The organism is Ancylobacter mangrovi (genome assembly GCF_024752335.1).
Classification (GTDB): domain Bacteria; phylum Pseudomonadota; class Alphaproteobacteria; order Rhizobiales; family Xanthobacteraceae; genus Ancylobacter; species Ancylobacter mangrovi.
In genome coordinates this window covers 1-23,808 of sequence record NZ_JANTHY010000005.1, presented here as the reverse complement: position 1 = coordinate 23,808, position 23,808 = coordinate 1, and the positions used below count along the sequence as shown (strand labels likewise).

Below are 23,808 nucleotides of genomic sequence, written 5' to 3'. Positions count from 1 at the left end.
CGCCTGCCCCTTTTCGGCGCCCGCCAACGAGAACCAAGATGCTGCAGACTCTGCGCAAGAGCGCTTCCGGACTCATCGCCAAGATCCTCATGGCCCTTCTTATCGTGAGCTTCGGCGTGTGGGGCATCGCCGATGTGTTCCGCGGATTCGGCAGCCAGACGCTGGCCACCATCGGGGATACGGAAATCACTGTGCCCGAGTTCCGCCAGCTCTATCAGGACCGCCTGCAGCGCCTCAGCCAGCAGCTCAAGCGCGGGATCTCGCCCGACCAGGCGCGCGCGCTCGGCATTCCCGACCAGGTGCTAAACGAGCGCCTCGCCGAGGCCGCCCTCGACGACGAGGCGAACCGGCTCGGCCTCGCCCTGTCGGATTCGGAGATCGCCCGCCGCGTGCAGGAGAACCCGGCCTATTTCGGCCCGTCCGGCGCGTTCGACCCGGCCTATTTCGACCGCCTGCTGCGCGCCAACAACTTCACCGAGGCCCGCTTCGTCGACACCGAGCGCCGCTTCGCGCTGCGCCAGCAGCTCATCCAGTCGCTCGGCGGCGGCATCGAGGTGCCGCAGGTGATGAAGGATGCGGTCGCGCGCTACCAGAACGAGGAACGCTCGGTCAATTACGCCATGCTGACCAAGGCTTCGCTGCCGGCGCTCGCCGCCCCCAGCGACGCCGACCTGCAGGCCTTCTTCGACAAGCGCAAGGTGGCATTCAAGGCGCCCGAATTCCGCAAGATCGAGGTGCTGGCGCTGACCCCGCAGGCGCTGGTCGCCACCCAGAAGGTGACCGACGCCGAGGTCAAGGCGGACTATGACGCCAACCTCGCGAACTACGGCACACCCGAGCGCCGCGACGTCCAGCAGATCGTGTTCCCCAACGAGGACGAGGCCAAGGCGGCGGCGGCGCGGATCGAGGCCGGCACGTCGTTCGTCGACATCGCCGCCGAGCGCAAGCTGTCGGCCAAGGACATCGATATCGGCACCGTCGCCAAGACCGACATCGTCGACCCGGCCATCGCCGACGCCGCCTTCGCGCTGCCGGCCGACGGCACCAGCGGCGTGATCGCGGGCCGCTTCGGCCCGGTGATCGTCCATGTCGGCACCATCACCCCGTCCAACATCCAGCCGCTTTCCGAGGTCGCGGACCAGATCCGCGCCAAGCTGCAGATGGACGCCGCCGCCCGCGCGGTCGGGCTGAAATATGACGACATCGAGGACGACCGCGCCAGCGGTGCCCAGCTCTCCGAGATCGCGTCGAAGATCGGCGTGCCGCTCGTCACCATCGAGACCGACGCGGACGGGCGCACGCCGGACAACCAGCCGGTCGCCTCCATCCCCGGCCGGGCCGAGGTGCTGCGCGGCGCCTTCGCCGCCGATGTCGGCGCGGACAACGACCCCATCCGCCTGCCGCAGAACGCCGCCCAGCCCGGTGCCCAGCCGAGTGGCCAGCCGGGCGGCTACGTCTGGTACGTAGTGGATTCGGTGACACCGCCGGCCGACCGCACCTTCGAGCAGGCCAAGCCCCTGGTGCTGGAGCGCTGGAAGGACGACAAGACCGCCGAGGAACTCGACAAGAAGGTCGAGGACATCAAGGCAAAGGTGGCCGCCGGCACCTCGTTCGACATCGCGGTGACCGATGCTGGGCTGGAGCTGCGCGCCGCCAACGGGCTGAAGCGCGGGCGCGCCGCCGACGGCATCCCGCAGGAGATCCTCGACGCCGTGTTCGACACGCCCAAGGGCGATGTCGGCAGCGCCATGGCCGAGGGTGGCGACAGCCGGATCCTGTTCAAGGTGCTCAACGTCGACATCCCGGCCGGCGCCAAGCCGGACGAGAAGCTGGTGAGCGACATCCGGCAGGGCATGGAGAACGACCTGATGACCGAATATCTGGTCGCGCTCCAGTCCGAGCTCGGCGCGCGCATCAACCGGACGGCGCTCGACCAGATCGTCGGCGCGGACGCGGTCGACTGAGGATCCGCATCCATGCATCCCCATCCCGACGTCGCGGACTTCGCCGCCGCCTATGAGCGCGGCGAAGCCCAGGTGGTCACGACCACGCTGATCGCCGATCTCGAGACCCCGGTCTCGGCCTTCCTCAAGATCGCCGGCGAGAAGCCGAACAGCTTCCTGCTCGAATCGGTCGAGGGCGGCGCCACGCGCGGGCGCTACTCGATGATCGGCATCGAGCCGGACGTCATCTGGCGCTGCCAGGGCGACCGCGCCGAGATCAACCGCGAGGCGGCCCGGTTCCCGGACTGCCTCGCGCCGGACGGATTCGAGCCCTGCCCCGACAAGCCGCTGGTCTCGCTGCGCAAGCTGGTCGCGGAATCGCGCATCCACCTGCCGGCCGGCGCCCCGCCCATGGCGGCGGGCGTGTTCGGCTATCTCGGCTACGACATGGTGCGGCAGATGGAGCGCCTGCCGCAGGCCAAGCCCGACATCTTCGGCGTGCCCGACGCCATCTTCGTGCGCCCCACCGTGATGGTGGTGTTCGACGCGGTGCGTGACGAGATCACCGTGGTGACGCCGGTGCGCCCGCAGGAGGGCGTGGGCGCCCTCGCCGCCTATGAGACCGCGCGCGAGCGGCTGGAGGTGGTGGTCGCCGCGCTCGACAGCGCGCTGCCCAACCTGCCGCCGGAGGACGCCTTCCACGAAGCGGTGGCGCCGGTGTCCAACACCGCGCCGGAAACCTACCGGGCGATGGTGGAGCGGGCGAAGGAGTACATCCGCGCCGGCGACATCTTCCAGGTGGTGCTGTCCCAGCGCTTTGACGCGCCCTTCACCCTGCCACCCTTCTCGCTCTACCGGGCGCTGCGGCGCATCAACCCGGCGCCGTTCCTAGTCTATTTCAACTTCGGCGGCTTCGCCATCGTGTGCTCCAGCCCGGAGATCCTTGTGCGGCTGCGCGGCGACACCGTCACCATCCGCCCGATCGCCGGCACCCGCCGGCGCGGCGCCACGCCCCATGAGGACAAGGCGCTGGAGGACGAGCTCCTCGCCGACCCCAAGGAGCGCGCCGAGCACCTGATGCTGCTCGACCTCGGGCGCAACGATGTCGGCCGGGTCTCGACGATCGGCTCGGTGCACGTCACCGACAGCTTCCTCATCGAGCGCTACAGCCAGGTGATGCACATCGTCTCCAACGTCGAGGGCGACCTCGACCCGCGCCGCGACGCGCTGGACGCGCTCGCCGCCGGCTTCCCGGCCGGCACGGTCTCGGGCGCGCCCAAGGTGCGGGCGATGGAAATCATCGACGAGCTGGAACGCGACAAGCGCGGCATCTATGCCGGCGCCATCGGCTATTTCGGCGCCGACGGCGAGATGGACACCTGCATCGTGCTGCGCACGGCCGTCGTAAAGGACGGCCAGATGCACGTGCAGGCCGGCGCCGGCATCGTCTACGACTCGGTGCCGGAGAGCGAGCTGCAGGAATGCGTCAACAAGGCCAAGGCGCTGTTCCGCGCCGGCGAGGAAGCGGTGCGCTTCGCCGCCCGGGCGGCGCGGGGGCAGTGAGCATGGAGCGCGCGCGCCACGAGCGATGGTGAAGCCGGCGACACTCCCCTCGCCGCCCGGCGCGAGGCAGGCCCGCTCGATCCGAGCACGCGGCTTGACCCGGCGCCGGTCAACACCCTAGAGCTTTTCATGCCGGCCCAAGACCGGCGGATGGACGCGCGATGATCCTTCTCGTCGACAATTACGACAGCTTCACCTGGAACCTCGTCCACTATATCGGCGGACTCGGCGCCGAGGTGGACGTGCGCCGCAACGACACCCTCACCGCCGACGAGGCGCTGGCGCTCCAGCCCGAGGCGATCGTCATCTCCCCCGGTCCCGCCACGCCGAACGAGGCGGGCATCTGCCTGGAGCTGATCGGCCGCGCCGCCAGCGAGGGCGTGCCGGTATTCGGCGTCTGCCTCGGCCACCAGGCGATCGGCCAGGTGTTCGGCGGCGAGGTGATCCGCGCGCCGCTGCCGCTCCACGGCAAGCTGTCGGAGGTGCGCCACCGGGGCGAGGGCGTGTTCCGCGGCATCAACGGCCCGTTCAAGGCGACGCGCTACCACTCGCTCATCGTCCGGCGCGAGACCCTGCCCGCTTCGCTCGGCATCACCGCCGAGACCGATGACGGGCTGATCATGGGCCTGTCGCACAAGGAGCTGCCGGTGCACGGGGTGCAGTTCCACCCCGAGAGCATCGCCTCCGAGCACGGGCACACCATCCTGAAGAACTTCCTCGACCTGGCGCGGGCGTGGAACTCCGGCCCGCGCCGCTCGCGGGCCGCCTGAAGCAACGCGGGGAGAGCATGGAAAACCTGAAGGCCGTCATCGGCAAGATCGCCACCGGCGCCACGCTGACCCGGGCCGAGGCGGCGTTCGCCTTCGACGTGATGATGTCGGGCGAGGCGACGCCCTCGCAGATCGGCGCCATCCTCATGGGCCTGCGCGTGCGCGGCGAGGACGTGGAGGAGATCGCCGGCGCGGTCACCACCATGCGCGCCAAGATGCTCCGGGTAGAGGCGCCGGAAGGCGCGGTCGACGTGGTGGGCACGGGCGGCGACGCTTCGGGCTCCTACAACATCTCGACCTGCGCCGCCTTCATCGTCGCCGGTGCCGGCGTGCCGGTCGCCAAGCACGGCAACCGCGCGCTGTCCTCCAAGTCCGGCGCGGCGGATGTGCTGATGGCGCTCGGTGTCCGGCTCGACCTGACACCCGAGCAGATCGCGCGCTGCATCGCCGAGGCGGGCATCGGCTTCATGTTCGCGCCCGCCCACCACCCGGCGATGAAGCATGTCGGGCCCACCCGCGTGGAGCTCGGCACCCGCACCATCTTCAACCTGCTCGGCCCGCTGTCGAACCCGGCCGGCGTCACCCGCCAGATGGTCGGCGTGTTCTCCCGCAACTGGGTCGAGCCGATCGCCCAGGTGCTGCGCTCGCTCGGCTCGACCCGCGCCTGGGTGGTGCACGGCTCGGACGGGCTCGACGAGATCACCACCACCGGCCCGACCCATGTCGCCGAACTCGTGGATGGCGAGATCCGCAGCTTCGAGATCACGCCCGAGGAATTCGGCCTCGAACGCGCCACCTCCGCCGCGCTGAAGGGCGGCGACGGCACGGCGAACGCGGCCGCGCTGCGCGCCGTCCTCGCCGGCCAGCCGAGCGCCTATGCCGACGTCGCGCTGATGAACGCCGCCGCCGCGCTGGTGGTCGCCGGCAAGGCCGACACGCTCGGCGACGCGCTGGAGATCGCCCGCACCAGCCTCAGGGGCGGCCATGCCGAGGCGGCACTCGACCGCCTCGTCGCGGTCTCCGCGATCGCGGAGTGAGGGAGGCGCCGATGGCCGATATTCTCAAGCGCATCGAGGCCTACAAGCTGGAGGAGATCGCCGCCGCCAAGCGCGCCGTCCCGCCGGCCGAGATCCGCGCCCGCGCCGAACAGGCCGATGCGCCGCGCGGCTTCCTCGCCGCGATCGAGGCGCGCATCGCCTCCGGCGCCACCGCGCTGATCGCCGAAATCAAGAAGGCGAGCCCGTCCAAGGGGTTGATCCGGCCGGACTTCGATCCGCCGGCCCATGCACGGGCCTATGAGGCGGGCGGTGCGGCCTGCCTCTCCGTGCTCACCGACGGCCCCTCCTTCCAGGGCGCGCCTGAATTCCTCACCAGTGCCCGCGCCGCGTGTTCGCTGCCGGCGCTGCGCAAGGACTTCATGCACGACACCTACCAGGTGTTCGAGGCGCGGGCGTGGGGCGCGGACTGCATTCTCGTCATCATGGCCTCGGTCGACGACGCGCTGGCGCGCGACCTGATCGAGACCGCCGAGGGCCTCGGCATGGACGCGCTGGTCGAGGTGCATGACGATGCCGAGCTCGACCGCGCCCTCGCCCTGCCGGGCCGGATGATCGGCATCAACAACCGCAACCTGCGGACCTTCGAGGTGACGCTGGAGACCTCCGAGCGCCTCGCCCCGCGCGTGCCGGCCGAGCGGGTGATCGTCGGCGAGAGCGGCATCTTCACGCCGGACGACGTCGCGCGCCTCGCGCTGGTCGACATCCGCACCGTGCTCGTGGGCGAGAGCCTGATGCGCCAGCCCGACGTGGCGGCGGCGACCGCCGAGCTGCTGGCGCCGGCCCCGCTCGCCCGCGCGGCGGGCTGAGGAAGGCGCGCGCCATGAGCGAGGAGCGCCCCGCCCTCTCCCATATCGACGCCAGCGGCGCGGCGAACATGGTCGATGTCGGCGACAAGGCCGTCACCGACCGCATCGCCGTCGCCGAGGGCCGCGTCGTGATGGAAGCGGCGACGCTCGCGCTGATCGAGAGCGGCAACGCCAAGAAGGGCGACGTGATCGGCACCGCCCGCCTCGCCGGCATCATGGCGGCCAAGCGCACACATGAGCTGATCCCGCTCTGCCACGCGCTGCTGCTGTCCAAGGTCGCGGTCGAGATCGAGCCCGATGCCGGCCTGCCGGGCCTCAAGGTGCGGGCGACGGTGCGCACGACCGGCCAGACCGGCGTCGAGATGGAGGCGCTGACCGCCGTCTCGGTCGCGTGCCTCACCATCTACGACATGGCCAAGGCGGTCGATCGCGGCATGCGCATCGAGGCGATCCGTCTCGTCGAGAAGGACGGCGGCCGTTCCGGCCACTGGCAGGCGGCGTGAGGATGTCGGCGTGAGGATCGCGGCATGAAGGCACTGATGCCGGTCGAGGAGGCGCTTCAGCGCCTGCTTTCCGCCGCCAAGGTTCTCGGCAGCGAATCCGTCGCGCTCGACGCCGCCGACGGGCGCGTGCTTGCCGCCCCGGTGGTCGCCCGCCGCACCACGCCCGGCGCCGACGTCTCGGCCATGGACGGCTACGCCGTTCACGCGGACGACGCGACTCTCGACGCAACGCTGCGCGTGACCGGCGAATCCGCCGCCGGGCGCCCATTCGCCGGCACGGTGACGCCGGGCGCGGCGGTGCGCATCTTCACCGGCGCGGTGATGCCCGAGGGCGCCGACGCCGTCGTGATCCAGGAAGACACGAGGCGCGAGGGCGACGCGGTCACCGTCACCGAGGCCGCGACCATCGGCCGACATATCCGCCGCGCCGGCGGCGACTTCGCGACCGGCGAGACGCTGCTCCCGGCCGGCCATCGCCTGCGCGCCCGCGACCTCGCCCTCGCCGCCTCCGCCGACGTCGCCGAGCTGGCAGTCATCCGCCGGCCGCGCGTCGGCCTCCTTTCCACCGGCGACGAGCTGGTGCGGCCGGGCGCCGGGGCGGCGGCACACAACGTCATCCTGTCCAACATCTATTCGGTCGGTGCCCTTGCCCGCCGTGCCGGCGCCGAGGTGGCCGATCTCGGCATTCTGCCCGACACCATGGCGGCGACGCAGGAAGGCGTGCACGCGGCGCTGGCGAGCGGGATCGACGTGCTGGTGACGACCGGCGGCGCCTCTGTCGGCGACCACGATCTCGTCGCCCCGGCGCTGACCGCGCAGGGCGTCGAGCTCGCCGTGCACAAGATCGCGCTGCGCCCGGGCAAGCCGCTGATGTTCGGCCGCTCGCCCGCCGGCACGCTGGTGGTCGGGCTGCCGGGAAACCCGGTCTCCGCCCATGTCTGCGCACTTCTCTTCCTCGTGCCGCTGCTGCGGGCACTGCAGGGCGAGGCCGTCGCGCCGAAGCCGGCCCTGAAACCCGCCAGGCTCGGTGTCGACCTCAAGGCCAATGACCACCGCATGGACTTCATGCGCGCGGCCATCGTCGGCGAGGAGGACGGCGTGCCCGTCGTGCGCCCACTGCCGGTGCAGGACAGCTCGATGCTGCGCGTCCTCGCCCGTGCCGACGTGCTGCTCGTGCGGCCCCCGAACGCGCCCGCCGCCCTGGCCGGCGAGCCGTGCCAGATTCTCCCGCTCGAGGATTGACCGCGCTGCCTTCAGCCTGTGTGCTGCGCGATCGCCGCAGGAGCCGATGCCGGCCGGCGCAGTAGAGGACTTCGCCGATGGACATCAACCTGCCGGACGTGCTCGCCGAGGTGCGCGCCGCCTTCGACCGCTACGAGCAGGCCCTCGTCACCAACGACGTCGAGGCGCTCGACGACCTGTTCTTCGAATCGGACACGACCATCCGCTATGGCGGCGGGGAAAACCTCTACGGCATCGGCGCGATCCGCGCCTTCCGCGCCGCCCGCTCGCCGGCCGGTCTGATGCGCCAGCTCGAGCGCACCGAGATCACCACCTATGGCCGCGACTTCGCGGTGGCGGCCACGCTGTTCCGGCGCGATACGGCGCCCGGGAAGGTCGGGCGTCAGATGCAGAGCTGGATGCGCACCCCCGGCGGCTGGAAAGTGGTCGCCGCCCATGTCAGCGTGATCGACGAGGTAAGCCACGTCGACGAGTGAATCGATAGAGGCGTGAGCGATATCAAGGCGCGGTCGGCGATTTGCGGATTTTGTTCGCTCATCGTGCTAAAGATCGGGCGCTGCGGCATTTTCGCGGCAGCGACTCGCTGCATTGCCGGGTACCCTGTCGCTCATGTCCGTGGTTTCCGTTCGCTTTCCCGCTGACCCGATGCTCTCCGCGAAGGCCGGTCGTGGGCGCGTGACCCGCGCCGAGAGCCTGCGCATGCAGCTCGCCGACGAGATCACGCGCGGCCTGCTGCCGCCCGGCACGACGCTCGACGAGACCGCCCTCGCCACCCGCTTCGGCGTCTCCCGCACCCCGGTGCGCGAGGCGCTGCGCGAGCTCACCGCCTCCGGCCTCGTGGATGCCCGCCCGCATCGCGGCGCGGTGGTGGCGCGCCCCGGCGTCGAGCGCCTGCAGAACATGTTCGACGTCATGGCCGAGCTGGAGGGCCTGTGCGCCGGCCTCTCGGCGCTGCAGATGACGCCGGCCGAGCGCCGCGCACTTGTGAAGCTGCACGATGCCATGGGCGAGTTGATGCGCCAGGGCGACTTCAACGCCTATCGCGAGGCGAACGACCAGTTCCACACCACCATCTATGACGGCAGCCACAACGACTATCTGATCGAGATCACCCTCGGCACCCGCCGGCGCCTGTCGCCCTTCCGCCGGGCGCAGTTCCGCGCGCTCGGGCGCCTCGGCTTGTCGCATACCGAGCACGACCGGGTGGTGACGGCGATCCTGCGCGGCGACCGCGAAGGCGCCATCGCCGCCATGCGCAGCCACATCGCCATCGTTCATGACGCTTATGAGCAATACGCTCAAAGCGTCTGATCTGACACGATAATCCAGATATCTTTCAGCCGCCGACGGCGTGGCTCTCGCGCCGTTCCTCCTCGGCGGCGAGAAAGCCCCGCCAGCCGCCGAACGCCGTGATGTCGCGCGCATTGGCCGCCGCGGCCGCCTCCATGAGGAAGCCCTTCACCTCCGTGCCATCGTCGAGCATCACCGACCCCACGCCGAGCGGAGCGGGAATGGCGGCGACCAGCCGGCCAAACGCTTCGGCGGGCAGCGCCCACACCTCGCAGGCGATAGGCGCGCCGGAGCCCGGACGGCCACGCACCAGCCCGGGCCGGCGCACCCGCCCTTCCGGCAGGAGATGCAGTCGGTAGTCGGCGCTGGTGCGCGCATTGCGCAGGAACACGCCACCGGCCGCCACCAGATCCCCGTTGAGCGGCAGGCCGGAGAGATGCGCGCCGAACAGCGCCAGCTCGAGAAAGCCCGGTGCCGGACGCGGCCTCGCCTGCGGGCGCGGTCCCAGCCGCCGGCCGGTCGCTCCCATGGTCAGGCCGGTATCCGCATGGAAGCCGGAGCCGAGCGCGGCGAGATGCGCGTCGCGCCCCGCCGGCGCCAGCAGCGTCACCCCCGCCGGCGCGTCGTCCGGCCGGATCTCGGCCGGCACCGACAGGGCGCACATGTCGAGCAGGTTCACGAAGTTGGTGTAGACGCCGAGATTGCTGTTGTAGCGCACCGGCTCGGCCAGCATCTGCTCGACCGTGTAGACGGTCGGCATGGTCGGCACCATCAGCGCGTCAAAACCGGCCAGCGCCGCGCGCGCCTGCACCTTCAGCTCGGCGAGCCGGTACTGGCCGCGGAACGCGTCGACCGCGCTGAGGCCCCGTCCCTGCTCGACGATGGAGCGCACCACGGGATGGAACGCGGCCGGCCGCGATTCCAGGAACGCGCCCACTGCGGCGAGGCGCTCGGCGACCCAGGGGCCCTCATAGAGCAGCTTCGCCGTGTCGTGGAACGGCGCCATGTCGATCTCCTCGACCTCGGCGCCCAGCCGCTCCATGCGGGCGACGGCGGCGGCGAAGGCCCGCTCGGCCAGCCGGTCGCCGAAGCTGACCAGATCCGCGCGGCGCGGCACCGCGATACGCGGCCGGGCGGGAAAGTCCCCCGGCGCGCCGATCGGCAGCGCACGCGAATAGGGGTCCGCCTCGTCCGACCCGCCCGCCGCGCGCAGCACCGCGAACGCTTCCTCGACCGACAACGCGAATACCGATACGCAGTCGAGGGAGCGGCAGGCCGGCACGACGCCGCTGGTCGAGACGAGGCCGAGGCTGGGCTTGAGCCCGACGATGTTGTTGAGCCCGGCGGGAACGCGCCCGGAGCCGGCCGTGTCGGTGCCGAGCGCAAACGGCACCAGCCCCGCCGCCACCGCCACCGCCGAGCCCGAGCTCGACCCGCCCGGCACCAGGTCCGCCCGCATGGCGTTACGCGGCGTGCCGTAGGGCGAGCGCGTCCCGTTCAGCCCGGTGGCGAACTGGTCGAGATTGGTCTTGCCGATAACGATCGCCCCGGCCCGGCGCAGCCGCGTCACGCAGCTCGCATCGCGGGTCGCGTCATAGGCGTAGTCCGGGCAGGCGCAGGTGGTCGGCAGGCCGGCGACGTCGATATTGTCCTTCACGGCGAACGGCACGCCATAAAGCGGCAGGCCGGCCGGATCGATCCCCTCCAGCGCCCGCAGCGCCGCCGCGATCGCCTGCGGCGTGCTGAGCGCGGTGAAGACCGCCGGATCGCCATGACGCTCGATGAGCTCGAAGCAGCGCGCAACCGTGTCCGCCGGCCGCGCCGCCCCGGAACGGTGGGCCGCGACGATGTCCGCGATGGTGCCGATCAATGTATCGTCCTTCCTGTGCTCCCGCGCTCATGCATAACACTTGAGCAGCACATAGGCCATTGCATACAGGAGCAGGAAACCGCGTTTCCACGGTGCCGGATTAGCGATCCATTTACCGATTGTGGAACACAAAAAGAACGGATAGTGTTTGTTCGTGATTTGTTTTCATTGCGGCGCGCGGACGGAAGGCATCGATGCTCACTCGCAAACAGCACGAGCTGCTTCGCTTCATCAATGACCGCCTCAAGCAGGACGGTGTTCCGCCCTCCTTCGAGGAGATGAAGGAAGCACTGGACCTGAGGTCCAAGTCCGGCATCCACCGTCTCATCACGGCGCTCGAGGAACGCGGCTTCATCCGCCGCCTTCCCAACCGGGCTCGGGCGCTGGAAGTGCTGCGCCTGCCGGAGGATTCGCAGCCGCCACGGGCCTCGCGCGCCTTCGCGCCCAACGTGATCGAGGGCAGCCTCGGGCGCGCCCGCCCCGCGGCGAGCGACGATGGCGCGTCGCGCTCGGTGCCGATCCCGGTCATGGGCCGCATCGCCGCCGGCACGCCGATCTCCGCGATCCAGTCGCGCGACCACACCATCTCCATGCCGCCGGAGATGATTGCGGGCGGCGAGCATTTCGCGCTCGAGGTGCGCGGCGATTCGATGGTCGAGGCGGGCATCCTCGACGGCGACCTCGCGCTCATCCGGCGGATGGACACCGCCAATACGGGCGACATCGTCGTGGCGCTGATCGACGACGAGGAAGCAACGCTGAAGCGGCTGCGCCGCAAGGGCGATTCGATCGCGCTGGAAGCCGCCAACCCGGCCTACGAGACCCGCATCTTCGGCCCCGACCGCGTTCGCATCCAGGGACGATTGGTAGGGCTTTTCCGGCGCTACTGAGGGCGCTTCGCGCCGGCGGGCCGCGGCGGCGCGAAGCGCCTCCGGCGGGTTGCCTTGGCGAGCGGCATCGATGGGCAGCGCCGGCTGGTCAGATTGGAAGCGGCATTTGTAACGGGGTTACCTGCCAGAGCTGACGGGCGGATGTGCACGAACTCACTGGTGAAGCTCCGAACGGCTCGAGCGGCCGGCTGGAATGTTGCTGGTCGCGGAAGGATCGCGGTTCTCGGCAGTTTTGCTCTGAGCCGATCCCTCGGCGAGGCGCGCGACGTCGCGAGCGAGGGTGGTGGACATACCCTCCGGCGCGAGCCTTGTCTCCCGCGGCGGCCTGGCCTCGGGAGGCAACCTGTGGTCTCGGGGAGGCAGTCTGGTCTCCGGCGGCAGCTTGGCCTCGGGAGGCGGATAACAAGACAGCGCCGCAGGCGCTGCGGAGTCGAACCCGGCTGGCGCCGATCCTTCGCCCCCGCCTCGTGCGCGGCTCAGTCGATTGTCTCGGTACGCGCGGACCCCAAGCGCACATGGGCTCTCGATAGGCATTCCTCCGGGGCCTCTCAGCGCGCCCGCCTCCGCAGGCCTTCATTGCGCGCGGTCGTCATTCCCGTTGCCCGTCATCGTCCGGCTCGTCATCCAACGCGCCGCCCCTGTCATTCGCCGGACTTTCCGCACTGGCTCGGCCGGCCGCGACCGGCTCGGCCGATGCACCCCTTCCGGGAGACAGCCCCGCCGGATCGACGCCCTGCGCGGGCGCAAGAAGGATATTGCCGGCCTCGGGAGATGGAGGCAGCCAGGGCCGCACCTCTCCGCCCGGCCGTGCCACCGAAAGGCGCCACTCCCCCGGCCCCGTCCGCGTCGCCGCCACCCCGCCGAGTTGGTGCCATGCATCGATATGGATCACCGTCGCCGCACAGTCCGCCGGCGGCTCAAAGGGCGTGACCACGATCTCGGCCCGCAGGCAGTCCTCGGCGAGCGAGCCGCGCTCGCGCGAGTAGGTGACGAGAGCACCATCGGGACCCGCCAGCGTGCAGCCCTGCGCGTCGCAGCGGGCTGCCTGCGTCAGATCGGCGGCGGGCACGGCGCGCACGCCCTCGGCGCTCAGCCATTGCGCCACCTCGAAGCGCTCGGCGATCCGCGTCGAGGGGGTGCCCATCAGCGAGAGCGCGCCGTCCGGCCCGCGCACGGCCACGGTGCGGGCGCGGGAATCGACATAGAGATCCGGCGGCCGTGCCAGCAGAAAGACGCATGCCCCGGCACCGGCCAGCAGCGGTCCCGCGAGAACGAGCCGCGTGCGCAACAGGCACAGGCAGGTCAGGGCGAGGCTGAGAAGGATGAGGCTCGCCATCGGCATGGCGGCGATGCCGCGATCCGCACCCGGCAGCGCGGCGACCGAATCCGCGATGCCGATCATCAGGTCGAGGCCCCAGCCCATCGCCCGCCAGGCCGGGCCGTCCCAGCCGAACGGCATCAGCATTGAGCCGAGCAGCCCCATCGGCATGACGATGAAGGACACCACCGGCATGGCAGCAAGGTTGGCGAGCAGGCTCAGGGGAGCGAGGCGCTGGAAATGGAAAGCGGCGAAGGGCGCGGTGGCGAGCCCCGCCACCAGCGAGGTCAGCGCCAGCGCCGCGACATAGCGCACCGGCCGCAGCGTCCAGCGCCGCGCCGTCGTGCCCGAAGGCGCCATCAGCCGCTGGCCCCACCTCTCATAGGCCGCCACCAGCGCCAGCGTCGCGGCGAACGACATCTGCGCGCCGGGGTCGAGGATCGCCCAGGGCGTGAGCACCATCACCACCAGCGCCGCGATCGCCAGCGTGCGCAGCGTCAGCGCCGGCCGGCCGATCATCACGCCAAGCAGAACCAGCAGCGTCATCACATAGGAGCGCTGCGTCGGCACATGCGCGCCGGACAGCAGCAGGTAGTAAGTGGCGGCGAACAGCGCCGGCACCGCGGCCCAGCTCTTGATCGGGTAGCGCAGCGCCAGCTCGGGCGGCAGCGCCAGCAGCGCGCGGGCGAGGAAGAACACCGTCATCGCCACCAGCGCCATGTGCAGCCCGGAGATCGAGAGGATGTGCGACAGGCCGGAGACGCGCATGTTCTCCTCGACGGTCTCCGGCACGCCGTCGCGCAGCCCGGTGACCAGCGCCACCGCGATCCCGCCCTGCCCGCCCGACAGCACCGCGCGGATGCGCCCGGCGATCGCCTCGCGGCTGCGCTCCAGCCAGGCGGCGAAGGCGAGCCCCGCGGGCGGCTCGGGGCCGGGCACGAGCTGCACCTTGCCAAGCGCGTAGCCCGTGGCGCCGATGCCCTCGAACCAGATCGCGCGGCCGAAGTCGAACCCGCCCGGATAGGCCGGCCCCGGCGGCGGCCCGAGCGTCGCGCGCAGGCGCACATGGGCGCCCACCGGCGGCGGATCGCCCGAGGCGAGGCTCACCCGCACCCGCTCTGGCGGATCGGCGATCTCGCGGCCGAGATGGGTCACCCGCAGCGTGATGCGGCTTCCGCGTGCGCGGCGTTCCTCCGCCTCCACGAAGCCGCTCACCTCCACCGCCTGGAGCGTGCGCGCCAGCACCGGATGGGCGATCCGACGCGCCTGCAGGCTCGCCACGGCGAAGCCGGCGGCGATGGTCGCCAGCAGCACGCAGAGGTGAAAGGCGAAGGGCCGGGCGCGGGCAAGCACGGCGAACACGCCGAACAGCCCCGCCGGCACCAGCCCGGCATAGGCCCATGGCTCGCGCGCCGCGCCGAAATACAGCGCGATGCCGGTGGCGAAGGCGACGGGCAAGAACAGGAAGCCGCGGCGGTCGTCGAGCTCGAGCAGCACCCATTCGCCGACCGCCTGCCCGCCCAGCAGCCGCAGCCATGGCAGGCCCGGCGCGGCGCCGGCGGCCGTGAGCGCGGGGACGCGAGGCGCGGAGGCGACGGCAAGCGCCCGCGCGCGCCCGGGGCGCGCCCGCCCTGCCGTTCCCTCTTCCGTTTCCTCTTCCGAGCCGCTCCCCGTCCCCATGCCCCGTCACGTCGTCGCGCCTCGCACGCCTGCCGGGCGCGGCGCCTTTTCCCCCGTCACAGACCTATGGTACACGCACCGTCCGCGCCCGCCATGCCGACCCGTTCCCCGGCGAGATCCCTCGCCGATCACCGCGCGCGAGACGAGAGACATGTCCGAGACCGTCGTCACCCGCTTCGCCCCCTCGCCCACCGGCTTCCTGCACATCGGCGGGGCGCGCACCGCGCTGTTCAACTGGCTCTATGCCCGGGCCAAAGGCGGCCGGATGCTGCTGCGCATCGAGGACACCGACCGCCAGCGCTCCACGCCGGAGGCGATCGAGGCCATCATCGACGGGCTGAAATGGCTCGGCATCGACTGGTCGGGCGACGTCATCTACCAGTTCGCCCGCGCCGAGCGGCACCGCGAGGCGGTGGAGCAGATGCTGCGGGACGGACGCGCCTATCCCTGCTACGCGACCGCCGCCGAGCTGGAGGAAATGCGCGACACCGCCCGCAAGGAAGGCCGCCCCCCGCGCTATGACGGGCGCTGGCGCGACCGCGACGCTTCCGAGGCACCCGAGGGGGCAAAGCCCGCCATCCGCCTGAAGGCGCCGGTCGAGGGGGAGACCGTGATCGAGGATCTGGTCCAGGGCCGCGTCGTGTTCCAGAACAAGGAGCTCGACGATCTCGTCCTGCTGCGCTCGGACGGCACGCCCACCTACATGCTCTCGGTGGTGGTGGACGACCACGACATGGGCGTCACCCACATCATCCGCGGCGACGACCACCTCACCAATGCTGCGCGCCAGACGCAGATCTACCATGCGCTGGGGTGGAGCGTGCCTAAGATGGCGCACATCCCGCTCATCCATGGGCCGGACGGCGCCAAGCTCTCCAAGCGCCACGGCGCGCTCGGCGTCGACGCCTACCGTGCCATGGGCTACCTGCCCGCCGCGCTGCGCAACTATCTGGTGCGGCTCGGCTGGAGCCATGGCGACCAGGAGATCTTCTCGACCGAGGAGATGAGCACGCTGTTCGACCTCGACCATGTCGGCCGCTCCGCCGCGCGCTTCGACTTCGCCAAGCTGGAGAGCATCAACGGCCTCTACATGCGCTCGACGCCGGACGACGAGCTGATGGCGGCCATCGACCAGCTGCTGCCGCACCTGCCGAACGGCACCGAGATCGCCGCCGCCCTGACGGCGGAGAAGCGCGCCCAGCTCCTCGCCGCCATGCCGGGGCTCAAGGAGCGCGCCAGGACGCTGGTCGAGCTGATCGACAGCGCCGCCTATATCTGGAAATCGCGCCCCTTCGACATGGAGCCCAAGGCCGCCGCGCTGCTCACCGACGAGGCGCGCCGGCTGCTGGCCGCCACCGCCTCCAGCCTCGCCGAGCTCGGGGAATGGACCGCCGGCGGCACCGAGGCCGCGGTGCGCCAGGTGGCCGAGGCGAAGGGCGTGAAGCTCGGCGCCATCGCCCAGCCGCTGCGCGCCGCCATGACCGGGCGCACCACTTCTCCGGGCATTTTCGACGTGCTGGAAGTGCTCGGCAAGGACGAGTCCCTGGCCCGCATCGCCGACCAGACGAAGGCCGCCGACGCGGCCTAAGCGTATGGCGCATGGTGCATATGCGAACGGTGCAAGGCGGCACGGACACGGTGCCGCCGCACCGTCAGGGCTGCACTTCGCTGCGCTTGCGAGCACGGTTCGAAACCGTTACGACTTCCATGCCAAGTCGCGACGAAGCAACCCCGCTTCCAACGCTTCAGGCCGAGCGGTCCGGCGCGGCACACGCAAGACGCGCTCCGTCAATCGGTTCCACAAATTCAAGGGAGATCCCGCATGGACGCCAGTCACGGTACTTCGGCGACAACAGCGACTCTTACGGTCGGCAACGAAAGCTGGGATCTGCCCATTCTGAAGGGAACGGTCGGGCCGGACGTCGTCGACATCGGCAAGCTCTACGGCCAGACCGGCATGTTCACCTACGATCCGGGCTTCACCTCGACCGCGAGCTGTGAGAGCCAGATCACCTATATCGACGGCGACCAGGGCATCCTGCTCTATCGCGGCTACCCGATCGAACAGCTCGCCGAGAACGGTGACTTCCTCGAGACCTGCTACCTCCTGCTCTACGGCGAGCTGCCGACCGCGGCGCAGAAAGCCGACTTCGACTATCGTGTGACCCGCCACACGATGGTCCACGAGCAGATGAACCGTTTCTTCCACGGCTTCCGCCGTGACGCGCATCCGATGGCGGTGCTGGTGGCTTCGGTCGGCGCCCTGTCGGCCTTCTATCACGACTCGACCGACATCTCGGACCCGCAGCAGCGGATGATCGCCTCGATCCGCATGATCGCGAAGATCCCGACACTGGCGGCGATGGCCTATAAATACTCCATCGGCCAGCCCTTCGTTTACCCGAAGAACGACCTCGACTACGCCTCCAACTTCCTCAACATGTGCTTCTCGGTACCGTGCGAGGAGTACAAGGCGAACCCGATCCTCTCCCGCGCCATCGACCGCATCTTCATCTTGCACGCCGACCACGAGCAGAACGCCTCGACCTCGACGGTGCGCCTCGCCGGCTCCTCCGGTGCCAACCCCTTCGCCTGCATCGCGGCCGGCATCGCCTGCCTCTGGGGCCCGGCCCATGGCGGCGCCAACGAAGCGGCGCTGAAGATGCTCGGCGAGATTGGCTCGGTCGAGCGCATCCCCGAATTCATCAACCGCGCCAAGGACAAGAACGACCCGTTCCGCCTGATGGGCTTCGGTCATCGCGTGTACAAGAACTACGACCCGCGCGCCAAGATCATGCAGCACACCACGCATGAGGTGCTGGGCGAGCTGGGCATCAAGGACGACCCGCTGCTCGACATCGCCATCGAGCTGGAGCGCATCGCGCTGCAGGACGAGTATTTCGTCGAGCGCAAGCTCTACCCGAACATCGACTTCTATTCGGGCATCACGCTGCGCGCGCTCGGCTTCCCGACCTCCATGTTCACCGTGCTGTTCGCCCTCGCCCGCACCGTGGGCTGGATCGGCCAGTGGAAGGAGATGATCGAGGATCCGAGCCAGCGCATCGGCCGCCCGCGCCAGCTCTACACCGGCTCGACGCATCGCGACTACGTGGCGATGGCGCGCCGCAAGTAGGACCAAACGCGCGGGACCCAGCGATCGCGCCGGGCATCGCTCGCCTCTCGGGAAACCCTGCCCTCCATCCGGACGGCGGGGTTTTTCATTTTCTGGCTTGGACCAGCGTCTCGAGCACCGCCCGCGCGGCGCGCAGGCTCGGCGGATCGCCGCCCAGCCCCATGATCGCGTCGAGCCGGGCGAAGGCGGCGAGCTGCGCCTCGCGCTCCTCCCCATCCTGAACCAGCCGCGCGAGCTGCGCCGCCATGGCCGGCGGGTCGATGTACCATTGCAGATATTCCGGCACCGCCTTCTCGCCGAGGATCAGGTTGGGCAGGATCGCGGTCGTCACCTTGAGGATATAGGGCGCGATCCAGCCCTCCAGCCGCGGCACGCGATAGGCGGCGACCGTCGGGATGCCCGCCAGGGCGAGTTCCAGCGTCACCGTGCCGGAGGCGGCGAGCGCGGCGCGGGCGATGCGGAAGGCCGCCAGCTTCTCCTCGTCGCTCGTGACGATGCGGGGCGCGAGCGGCCAGCCGGCGACCATCTCCTCGACCTGCGCCAGTCGGCGCGGCAGGGTCGGCAGCACGAATTCGGCGTCCGGCACCTCTCGATGCAGCCGCGCCAGCACCTCGCCGAAGGTGGCCCCCAGCCGCGACAGCTCGGCCCGGCGGCTGCCCGGGAGCACCAGTACCACCGGCGGATCGGCCGCCCGGCGCTCGGCCTCCGCCCCCTGCGGGCGCAGCCGTTCGAGCTCGCCGAGCAGCGGATGGCCGACATAGGTGGTCGGCGGCCCGCCAAGATCGTGCATCACCTGCGGCTCGAACGGCAGCAGCGCCAGCACCCGGTCGACATGGGGCGCCATCGCTCGCGCGCGCCCAGACCGCCAGACCCATACGGTCGGCGCGACATATTTGACGATCGGCAGGTGAGGCAGGCGGGCGCGGACCCGGCGCGCGACGCGGTGCGTGAAGTCCGGCGCGTCGATCAGCACCAGCACGTCCGGCGGGCGGGCGACGATGGCGTCGACGACCTCGCCCATGCGGCGCAGGATGCGCGGCAACGCGCCGATCACCTGCGCGAAGCCCATGGCGGTGATGTCCTCCATGGGAAAGAGCGGCACCAGCCCCTCGCCCTGCATGCGGGCACCGCCGACGCCGCGAAACCTCGCCTCTGGGCGCAGCGACCGCAGCGCGGCCAGCAGGCCCCCGCCGAGCGCGTCGCCGGATTCCTCGCCCGCGACCACGAACACGTCGAGCGGCCGGCCGGCCTCGCCGGCGCCCGTCAAGGCGCCACCTCCGCCCCCGGCGCGACGCCGTAGACGAACAGGCCCGCCGCGTCGGCAGCGGCGATCAGCGCTCCGGCCTCGGCTGCGATGACGCCGCCCGCCTCGACCGCGATGCCCGCCAGCCCCGCGCGCGCCACCCCCTCGACCGTGCGCACGCCGAGCGAAGGCAGGTCGAAGCGCCGGTCCTGCCCGGCCTTGGGGCGCTTCACCAGCACACCGCAGGGCGCGGGCATCTTGATGCGGCCATTGGCGCGCAGCTCCGCCACGCGGGCGAGCATGAGGTCGGTACCCTCGGCCGCCTCCATCGCCACCACGTGCTTGTTCATCACCACCAGCCCCTGCCCGATATCGAGCGGCCCGGTGACGTCCAGCACCCGGCAGCCGAGCACGATGTCCGCCATCGCCTCGGCGCCCGGCGCCACGCGGCCGAGCCGGCCGGCAGGAAGCAGGATCTCCGGCGCCACCTCATGCGCCCCGAGCAGGCGGAATCCCGCCTCCTCGAAGAAGCGGCCGAGGCTGGTGAGGAGATGGTCGTCGCCCCCGCGCAGCATGCGGAAGGCGCTCGGCAGCAGCCAGAAGGTCGCCCAGTCGAGCCGGATGTCGCGGATGCGCGGGCGCAGCACATTGCCGATCATCACCACGTCGCGGCAGCCACGCCGGCGCATCTCGGCGGTGAGCTGGCCGAACCGGCCGATGTGGATCCACACATGCGGCCAGGCCTCGACCTCGGGCCCGGCGAAGCCGCGCACGGGAAACAGCACCACCTCGCGCCCCGCCCGGCGGGCGGCCTCGGCCACCGCCAGCGGAAAGGCGCCGCCGCCGCAGATGATGGCGAGCGGGCCGTCCGCGGACCCCGCCGCCTCAGGCAGCTTCGGGCTCGGCGACATGTTCCGCATCGGCGGGCACGGTCAGGCGCCGCTTGCCGGCGCCGCGGACGAATTCGACGATGCTCATCACATTGGCGTCGTCGGCGAAGAGCTCCGCGACGCGGTCGGTCCGCTCGACGAGCGTTCCTTTGCCGTAGAACAGCTCGCGATAGGCGCCCTGGAGCTGGCGGCGCTGCTGCAGCGAGAGGCCGCGCCGCTTCAGCCCGGTGTAGTTGAGCGAGCGCAGGCCCGGATGGCCCTCCATCATCAGGCCGAACGGAATGACGTCGAAATGCACGCCGCACATGCCGCCGATCATGGCGCCGTCGCCGATGCGCACGAACTGGTGCACGGCGGAAAGCCCGCCGAGGAACACGTTGTCGCCCACGCTCACATGCCCTGCGAGGGTGGCGTTGTTGGCGAAGATCGCCTTCGCGCCGACGCTGCAGTCATGCGCGACATGGCAGCCGACCATGAAGAAGCCGCCGTCGCCGACCCGCGTCTCCATGTGACCGCCGGCGGTGCCGACGTTCATCGTCACATGCTCGCGGATGGTGCAGTCGCGGCCGATGACCAGCCGGCTCGGCTCGCCCTTGTAGTGCACCGACTGCGGCGGGAAGCCGAGCGAGGCGAAGGGATAGACCGTGCTGCCCGCGCCCACCGTGGTGTGGCCGGCGATGGCGACGTGGGAGATGAGCTTCACGCCCGCCTCCAGCACCACGTCGGCGCCGACCGTGCAGAACGGCCCGATCTCGACCCCCTCGGCGAGACGCGCGCCGTCCTCGACGCGAGCGGTGGGGTCGACCTTCGCGGAGCTGCTCATTATTTCCTTGCCTGTCCCTGCGCGTCCTGCGCGATCATGGCACCGACCTCGGCCTCGGCGACGGTCTGTCCGTCGACCTTGGCCTCGCCGCGGAACCACCACATGTTCCGCCGCTTGGTCATCTGGGTCATGTGATATTCGAGCACGTCGCCCGGCACCACGGGCTTGCGGAACTTCGCCTTGTCCACGGTCATGAAATAGACCAGCGACGGCGGCCCGTCGGCCTCGCGGTTCAGCAGGCAGATGGTGCCGGCGGTCTGCGCCATGCCCTCGAGGATGAGCACGCCGGGCATCACCGGATTGTCCGGGAAGTGGCCCTGGAAATGCGGCTCGTTGGCCGAGACATTCTTGACGCCGACCGCCCGCCGGTCACCGTCGATGTCCACGATCTTGTCCACCATCAGGAACGGGTAGCGATGCGGCAGCGCCGCCAGGATCCGCAGGATGTCCGCGGATCCGAGAGTGATGTCGGACTGTATGTTCATTCGCCTTCACGTGCCTCCTGCCGTCCGCCCCACGGCTTCTCGCCGCGCCCCAGACGCTGGATGGCCATGACCTCGCGAAACCACTCGCGCATCGGCCTGGCGGGCGAGCCTCCCCATTCGACGCCCGGCGGGACGTCGTCCTTCACATTGCTTGTCGCGGCGATCCGCGCCCCGTCGCCGATGCGCACATGGCCGATCACGCCGACCTGCCCGCCCAGCACGACGAAGTCGCCCAGCGTGGCGCTGCCGGCGATGCCGGTCTGCGAGACCACCACGCAGTGCCGCCCGATGACGACGTTGTGCGCGATCTGCACCAGATTGTCGATCTTGCTGCCTTCGCCGATCACCGTATCGCGCAGGCCGCCGCGGTCGATCGTCGTGCCGGCGCCGATCTCGACGTCGTCCTGGAGGATCACGCGGCGGATCTGCGGCACCTTGGCGTGGCCGCCGGCGCCGCCGAGATAGCCGAAGCCGTCCTGGCCGATCCGCGCGCCCGGATGCAGGATGACGCGGTCGCCGAGCAGCGCGTGCATCAGGCTGACGCCGGCGCCGATCGAACAGTCACGGCCGATGCGCACGCCCGGGCCGATCACCGCGCCGGCGCCGATCACGGTCCCGGTTCCGATCTCGGCCTCCGGGCCGATCACCGCGCCGGGATCGACCGTCACATCCGCTTCGAGCCGCGCGCGCGGGTGCACCATGGCACCGGCCGTGACGCCCGGCTGGCCGAACACCGAGCCGGGTCGCAGCGCGTCGGGATAGAGATGTCGGGCGAGCGCGACGAAGGCGGCGTAGGGCTTGGCGACGACGATCGCGGCCGTGCCCTGCGGCACATGGCCCGCGAAGCGCTCCGCCACCAGGCAGGCGCCCGCGCGGCAGCGCTGCAGGTCCGGCACGTGGCGCGCACCATCCATGAAGGCGAGGTCGGACGGCCCCGCCTCCTCCAGCGTCGCCAGCCCCGAGACGAGGCACCCGGCGTCGGCGCCCTCGGCGATCGTGCCGCCGACGAGCGCGGCGATCTCGCGGATCGCGAGCGGCGCCGGGGCGGAATGGAAGACCGGATCGTTCATGCCTGCTGGGGTGTCGCCCTGTTGCTCAAACGAACCGGCGGCCCGGAAGGTCCGGACCGCCGCGCGCTTCCCGTACGGGCTCAGTCTATATCAGAAGCGGGTGCCGCCGCTGAAGCGGAAAGCCTGCGTCTGGTCGTAGTCTTCCTTGGTCAGCGCCCAGGCATAGTCGAAGCGCAGCGGACCGAAGGGCGACTTCCAGATCAGGCTGACGCCGACCGAGGAGCGGACCATGTCGCTGTCGGCCACGCAGACATTGTTCAGGCCCTGGGTCTTCGAGCCCTGGATCGTGCTGCAGTCCGTGAGGTTGTCCTGCCAGCCCGCAATGTTGGTGAAGGTGGTGTCACCCTGATAGTCCCAGAGCGAACCGGCATCCGCGAACACCGCCATCTTCAACCCCAGCTCCTTCGGCAGGAAGGAGAGCGGGAACTGCAGCTCCGCGGTCGTGCCCCAGTAGAGCGTGCCGCCCAGCGCGTCCGGATCGGAACCGTCGATGCCGGAGGCAAGGTCGCGCGGACCGATGCCGTTCGGCTCGAAGCCGCGCACCAGGTCCGGACCCTTGAAGAAGTTGTCCAGGATGCGCAGGTCCTCGCCGCCCCAGGAGGCGATGTTGCCCGCCTGGCCGCGCAGCATGAGCACGGCGTCGCCATAGACCGGCAGGTACCAGCGCGAGTCGAAGGTCGACCGGATGTAGTTGACGTCACCCCCGAGGCCGGCGAAGTCCTGCTTCAGCTCGAGCAGGTAACCGCTTGTCGGCTCGAGATTATTGTCGAGCATGTTGTAGGACAGCGTGTACCCGACCAGCGAAGTGAGCGCCGGATCGTTGTTGACCTCAAGGATCGCCCAGGAGATGTGGTTGTAGTACTCGTCGGTCGGCGAGACCGAGATCTCCTTGGTCGACAGCGTGTAGCGCAGCCCCAGGGTCAGCTCGTCGGTGAGCGGCAGGGAGACACGCAGCGTGCCGCCCGCCGTCGAGGTCTCGTACGGGCTGTACGAGGTCTCGTTGGTGTTCTTCCAGAACAGGTCGAAGCCGGCGGCGACACGGTAGTCAAGGAAGTAGGGCTCGGTGAAGTTGAAGTCGGCGCCCTCGACGTTCTCGCCGAGCTGGCCCGCGAGGCGGACATACTGGCCGCGGCCGAGGAAGTTCTTCTCCGAGACCGACACCTCGCCGATGAAGCCGTCCGTGGTCGAGTAGCCGCCGGAGACCGAGAACTCGCCGGTCGGCTGGTCCTCG

20 protein-coding genes are annotated in these 23,808 nt (G+C 70.5%); 12 read left to right on the top strand and 8 right to left on the bottom strand.

Annotated features, from left to right (window positions below; all coding sequences use genetic code 11):
- Nucleotides 1–38: 38 nt before the first annotated feature.
- From NVS83_RS13465 to NVS83_RS13425, 9 genes are all read left to right on the top strand, one after another.
- Complete coding sequence (locus NVS83_RS13465; RefSeq protein WP_258739798.1) at nucleotides 39–1,964, top strand: peptidylprolyl isomerase; 1,926 nt, start codon at nucleotides 39–41, stop codon at nucleotides 1,962–1,964.
- 12 nt (nucleotides 1,965–1,976) lie between these two features.
- A complete protein-coding gene (gene trpE / locus NVS83_RS13460) occupies nucleotides 1,977–3,506 on the top strand; it encodes an anthranilate synthase component I (RefSeq protein WP_258734252.1) in 1,530 nt (509 codons plus the stop codon).
- A gap of 161 nt (nucleotides 3,507–3,667) precedes the next feature.
- Nucleotides 3,668–4,276: an anthranilate synthase component II gene (locus tag NVS83_RS13455; protein ID WP_258739797.1), complete on the top strand. Its 609-nt coding sequence runs from the start codon at nucleotides 3,668–3,670 to the stop codon at nucleotides 4,274–4,276.
- Nucleotides 4,277–4,293: 17 nt separating this feature from the next.
- On the top strand, nucleotides 4,294–5,313 hold the full coding sequence (trpD, locus tag NVS83_RS13450; RefSeq protein WP_258739796.1) for an anthranilate phosphoribosyltransferase: 1,020 nt from the start codon (nucleotides 4,294–4,296) through the stop codon (nucleotides 5,311–5,313).
- An 11-nt stretch (nucleotides 5,314–5,324) separates the two neighbouring features.
- The gene (trpC, locus tag NVS83_RS13445) at nucleotides 5,325–6,140 is read left to right on the top strand and encodes an indole-3-glycerol phosphate synthase TrpC (RefSeq protein ID WP_258739795.1); all 816 of its coding nucleotides are present in this window, start codon (nucleotides 5,325–5,327) and stop codon (nucleotides 6,138–6,140) included.
- Between the two features lie 14 nt (nucleotides 6,141–6,154).
- Entirely contained in the window at nucleotides 6,155–6,643 is a 489-nt protein-coding gene (gene moaC, locus NVS83_RS13440; RefSeq protein ID WP_258739794.1) for a cyclic pyranopterin monophosphate synthase MoaC, read from the top strand.
- Nucleotides 6,644–6,667: 24 nt separating this feature from the next.
- The gene (locus tag NVS83_RS13435; protein WP_258739793.1) at nucleotides 6,668–7,885 is read left to right on the top strand and encodes a molybdopterin molybdotransferase MoeA; all 1,218 of its coding nucleotides are present in this window, start codon (nucleotides 6,668–6,670) and stop codon (nucleotides 7,883–7,885) included.
- A 77-nt stretch (nucleotides 7,886–7,962) separates the two neighbouring features.
- A complete protein-coding gene (gene hpxZ, locus NVS83_RS13430) occupies nucleotides 7,963–8,361 on the top strand; it encodes an oxalurate catabolism protein HpxZ (RefSeq protein WP_258739792.1) in 399 nt (132 codons plus the stop codon).
- A gap of 169 nt (nucleotides 8,362–8,530) precedes the next feature.
- A complete protein-coding gene (locus tag NVS83_RS13425; protein ID WP_258740109.1) occupies nucleotides 8,531–9,196 on the top strand; it encodes a GntR family transcriptional regulator in 666 nt (221 codons plus the stop codon).
- Between the two features lie 25 nt (nucleotides 9,197–9,221).
- On the opposite strand, the gene atzF is transcribed toward NVS83_RS13425, so the two are convergent.
- Nucleotides 9,222–11,045: an allophanate hydrolase gene (atzF, locus tag NVS83_RS13420; protein WP_258739791.1), complete on the bottom strand. Its 1,824-nt coding sequence runs from the start codon at nucleotides 11,043–11,045 to the stop codon at nucleotides 9,222–9,224.
- A gap of 194 nt (nucleotides 11,046–11,239) precedes the next feature.
- On the opposite strand from atzF, the gene lexA reads away from it, so the two are divergent.
- Nucleotides 11,240–11,935: a transcriptional repressor LexA gene (gene lexA, locus NVS83_RS13415; RefSeq protein WP_258734260.1), complete on the top strand. Its 696-nt coding sequence runs from the start codon at nucleotides 11,240–11,242 to the stop codon at nucleotides 11,933–11,935.
- Nucleotides 11,936–12,524: 589 nt separating this feature from the next.
- Here the strand turns inward: lexA and NVS83_RS13410 are convergent.
- Nucleotides 12,525–14,933, bottom strand: coding sequence for a ComEC/Rec2 family competence protein (locus NVS83_RS13410; RefSeq protein ID WP_258739790.1), 2,409 nt, complete (start codon nucleotides 14,931–14,933; stop codon nucleotides 12,525–12,527).
- A gap of 151 nt (nucleotides 14,934–15,084) precedes the next feature.
- On the opposite strand from NVS83_RS13410, the gene gltX reads away from it, so the two are divergent.
- Both gltX and gltA read left to right on the top strand, forming a co-directional pair.
- Nucleotides 15,085–16,521 carry a glutamate--tRNA ligase gene (gene gltX / locus NVS83_RS13405; RefSeq protein WP_258739789.1) on the top strand — a complete coding sequence of 479 codons (1,437 nt, stop codon included), beginning with the start codon at nucleotides 15,085–15,087 and terminating at the stop codon, nucleotides 16,519–16,521.
- 234 nt (nucleotides 16,522–16,755) lie between these two features.
- Complete coding sequence (gene gltA / locus NVS83_RS13400; protein WP_258739788.1) at nucleotides 16,756–18,066, top strand: citrate synthase; 1,311 nt, start codon at nucleotides 16,756–16,758, stop codon at nucleotides 18,064–18,066.
- An 85-nt stretch (nucleotides 18,067–18,151) separates the two neighbouring features.
- On the opposite strand, the gene lpxB is transcribed toward gltA, so the two are convergent.
- From lpxB to bamA, 6 genes are all read right to left on the bottom strand, one after another.
- Nucleotides 18,152–19,333, bottom strand: a complete 1,182-nt coding sequence (lpxB, locus tag NVS83_RS13395; protein WP_258739787.1) for a lipid-A-disaccharide synthase — start codon at nucleotides 19,331–19,333, stop codon at nucleotides 18,152–18,154.
- Nucleotides 19,330–20,220 (bottom strand): LpxI family protein, encoded by an 891-nt coding sequence (locus NVS83_RS13390; RefSeq protein WP_258739785.1) that lies wholly within the window; start codon nucleotides 20,218–20,220, stop codon nucleotides 19,330–19,332. Before NVS83_RS13390 ends, lpxB begins: the two co-directional genes overlap by 4 nt.
- On the bottom strand, nucleotides 20,195–21,022 hold the full coding sequence (lpxA, locus tag NVS83_RS13385) for an acyl-ACP--UDP-N-acetylglucosamine O-acyltransferase (protein ID WP_258739784.1): 828 nt from the start codon (nucleotides 21,020–21,022) through the stop codon (nucleotides 20,195–20,197). Before lpxA ends, NVS83_RS13390 begins: the two co-directional genes overlap by 26 nt.
- Complete coding sequence (gene fabZ, locus NVS83_RS13380) at nucleotides 21,022–21,507, bottom strand: 3-hydroxyacyl-ACP dehydratase FabZ (protein WP_258739783.1); 486 nt, start codon at nucleotides 21,505–21,507, stop codon at nucleotides 21,022–21,024. The genes lpxA and fabZ overlap by 1 nt, the downstream gene beginning before the upstream one ends.
- Nucleotides 21,504–22,577, bottom strand: coding sequence for a UDP-3-O-(3-hydroxymyristoyl)glucosamine N-acyltransferase (gene lpxD, locus NVS83_RS13375; RefSeq protein ID WP_258739782.1), 1,074 nt, complete (start codon nucleotides 22,575–22,577; stop codon nucleotides 21,504–21,506). The genes fabZ and lpxD overlap by 4 nt, the downstream gene beginning before the upstream one ends.
- Before the next feature lie 90 nt (nucleotides 22,578–22,667).
- A partial coding sequence (gene bamA / locus NVS83_RS13370; protein WP_258739781.1) for an outer membrane protein assembly factor BamA occupies nucleotides 22,668–23,808 on the bottom strand: 1,141 nt, incomplete at its 5' end.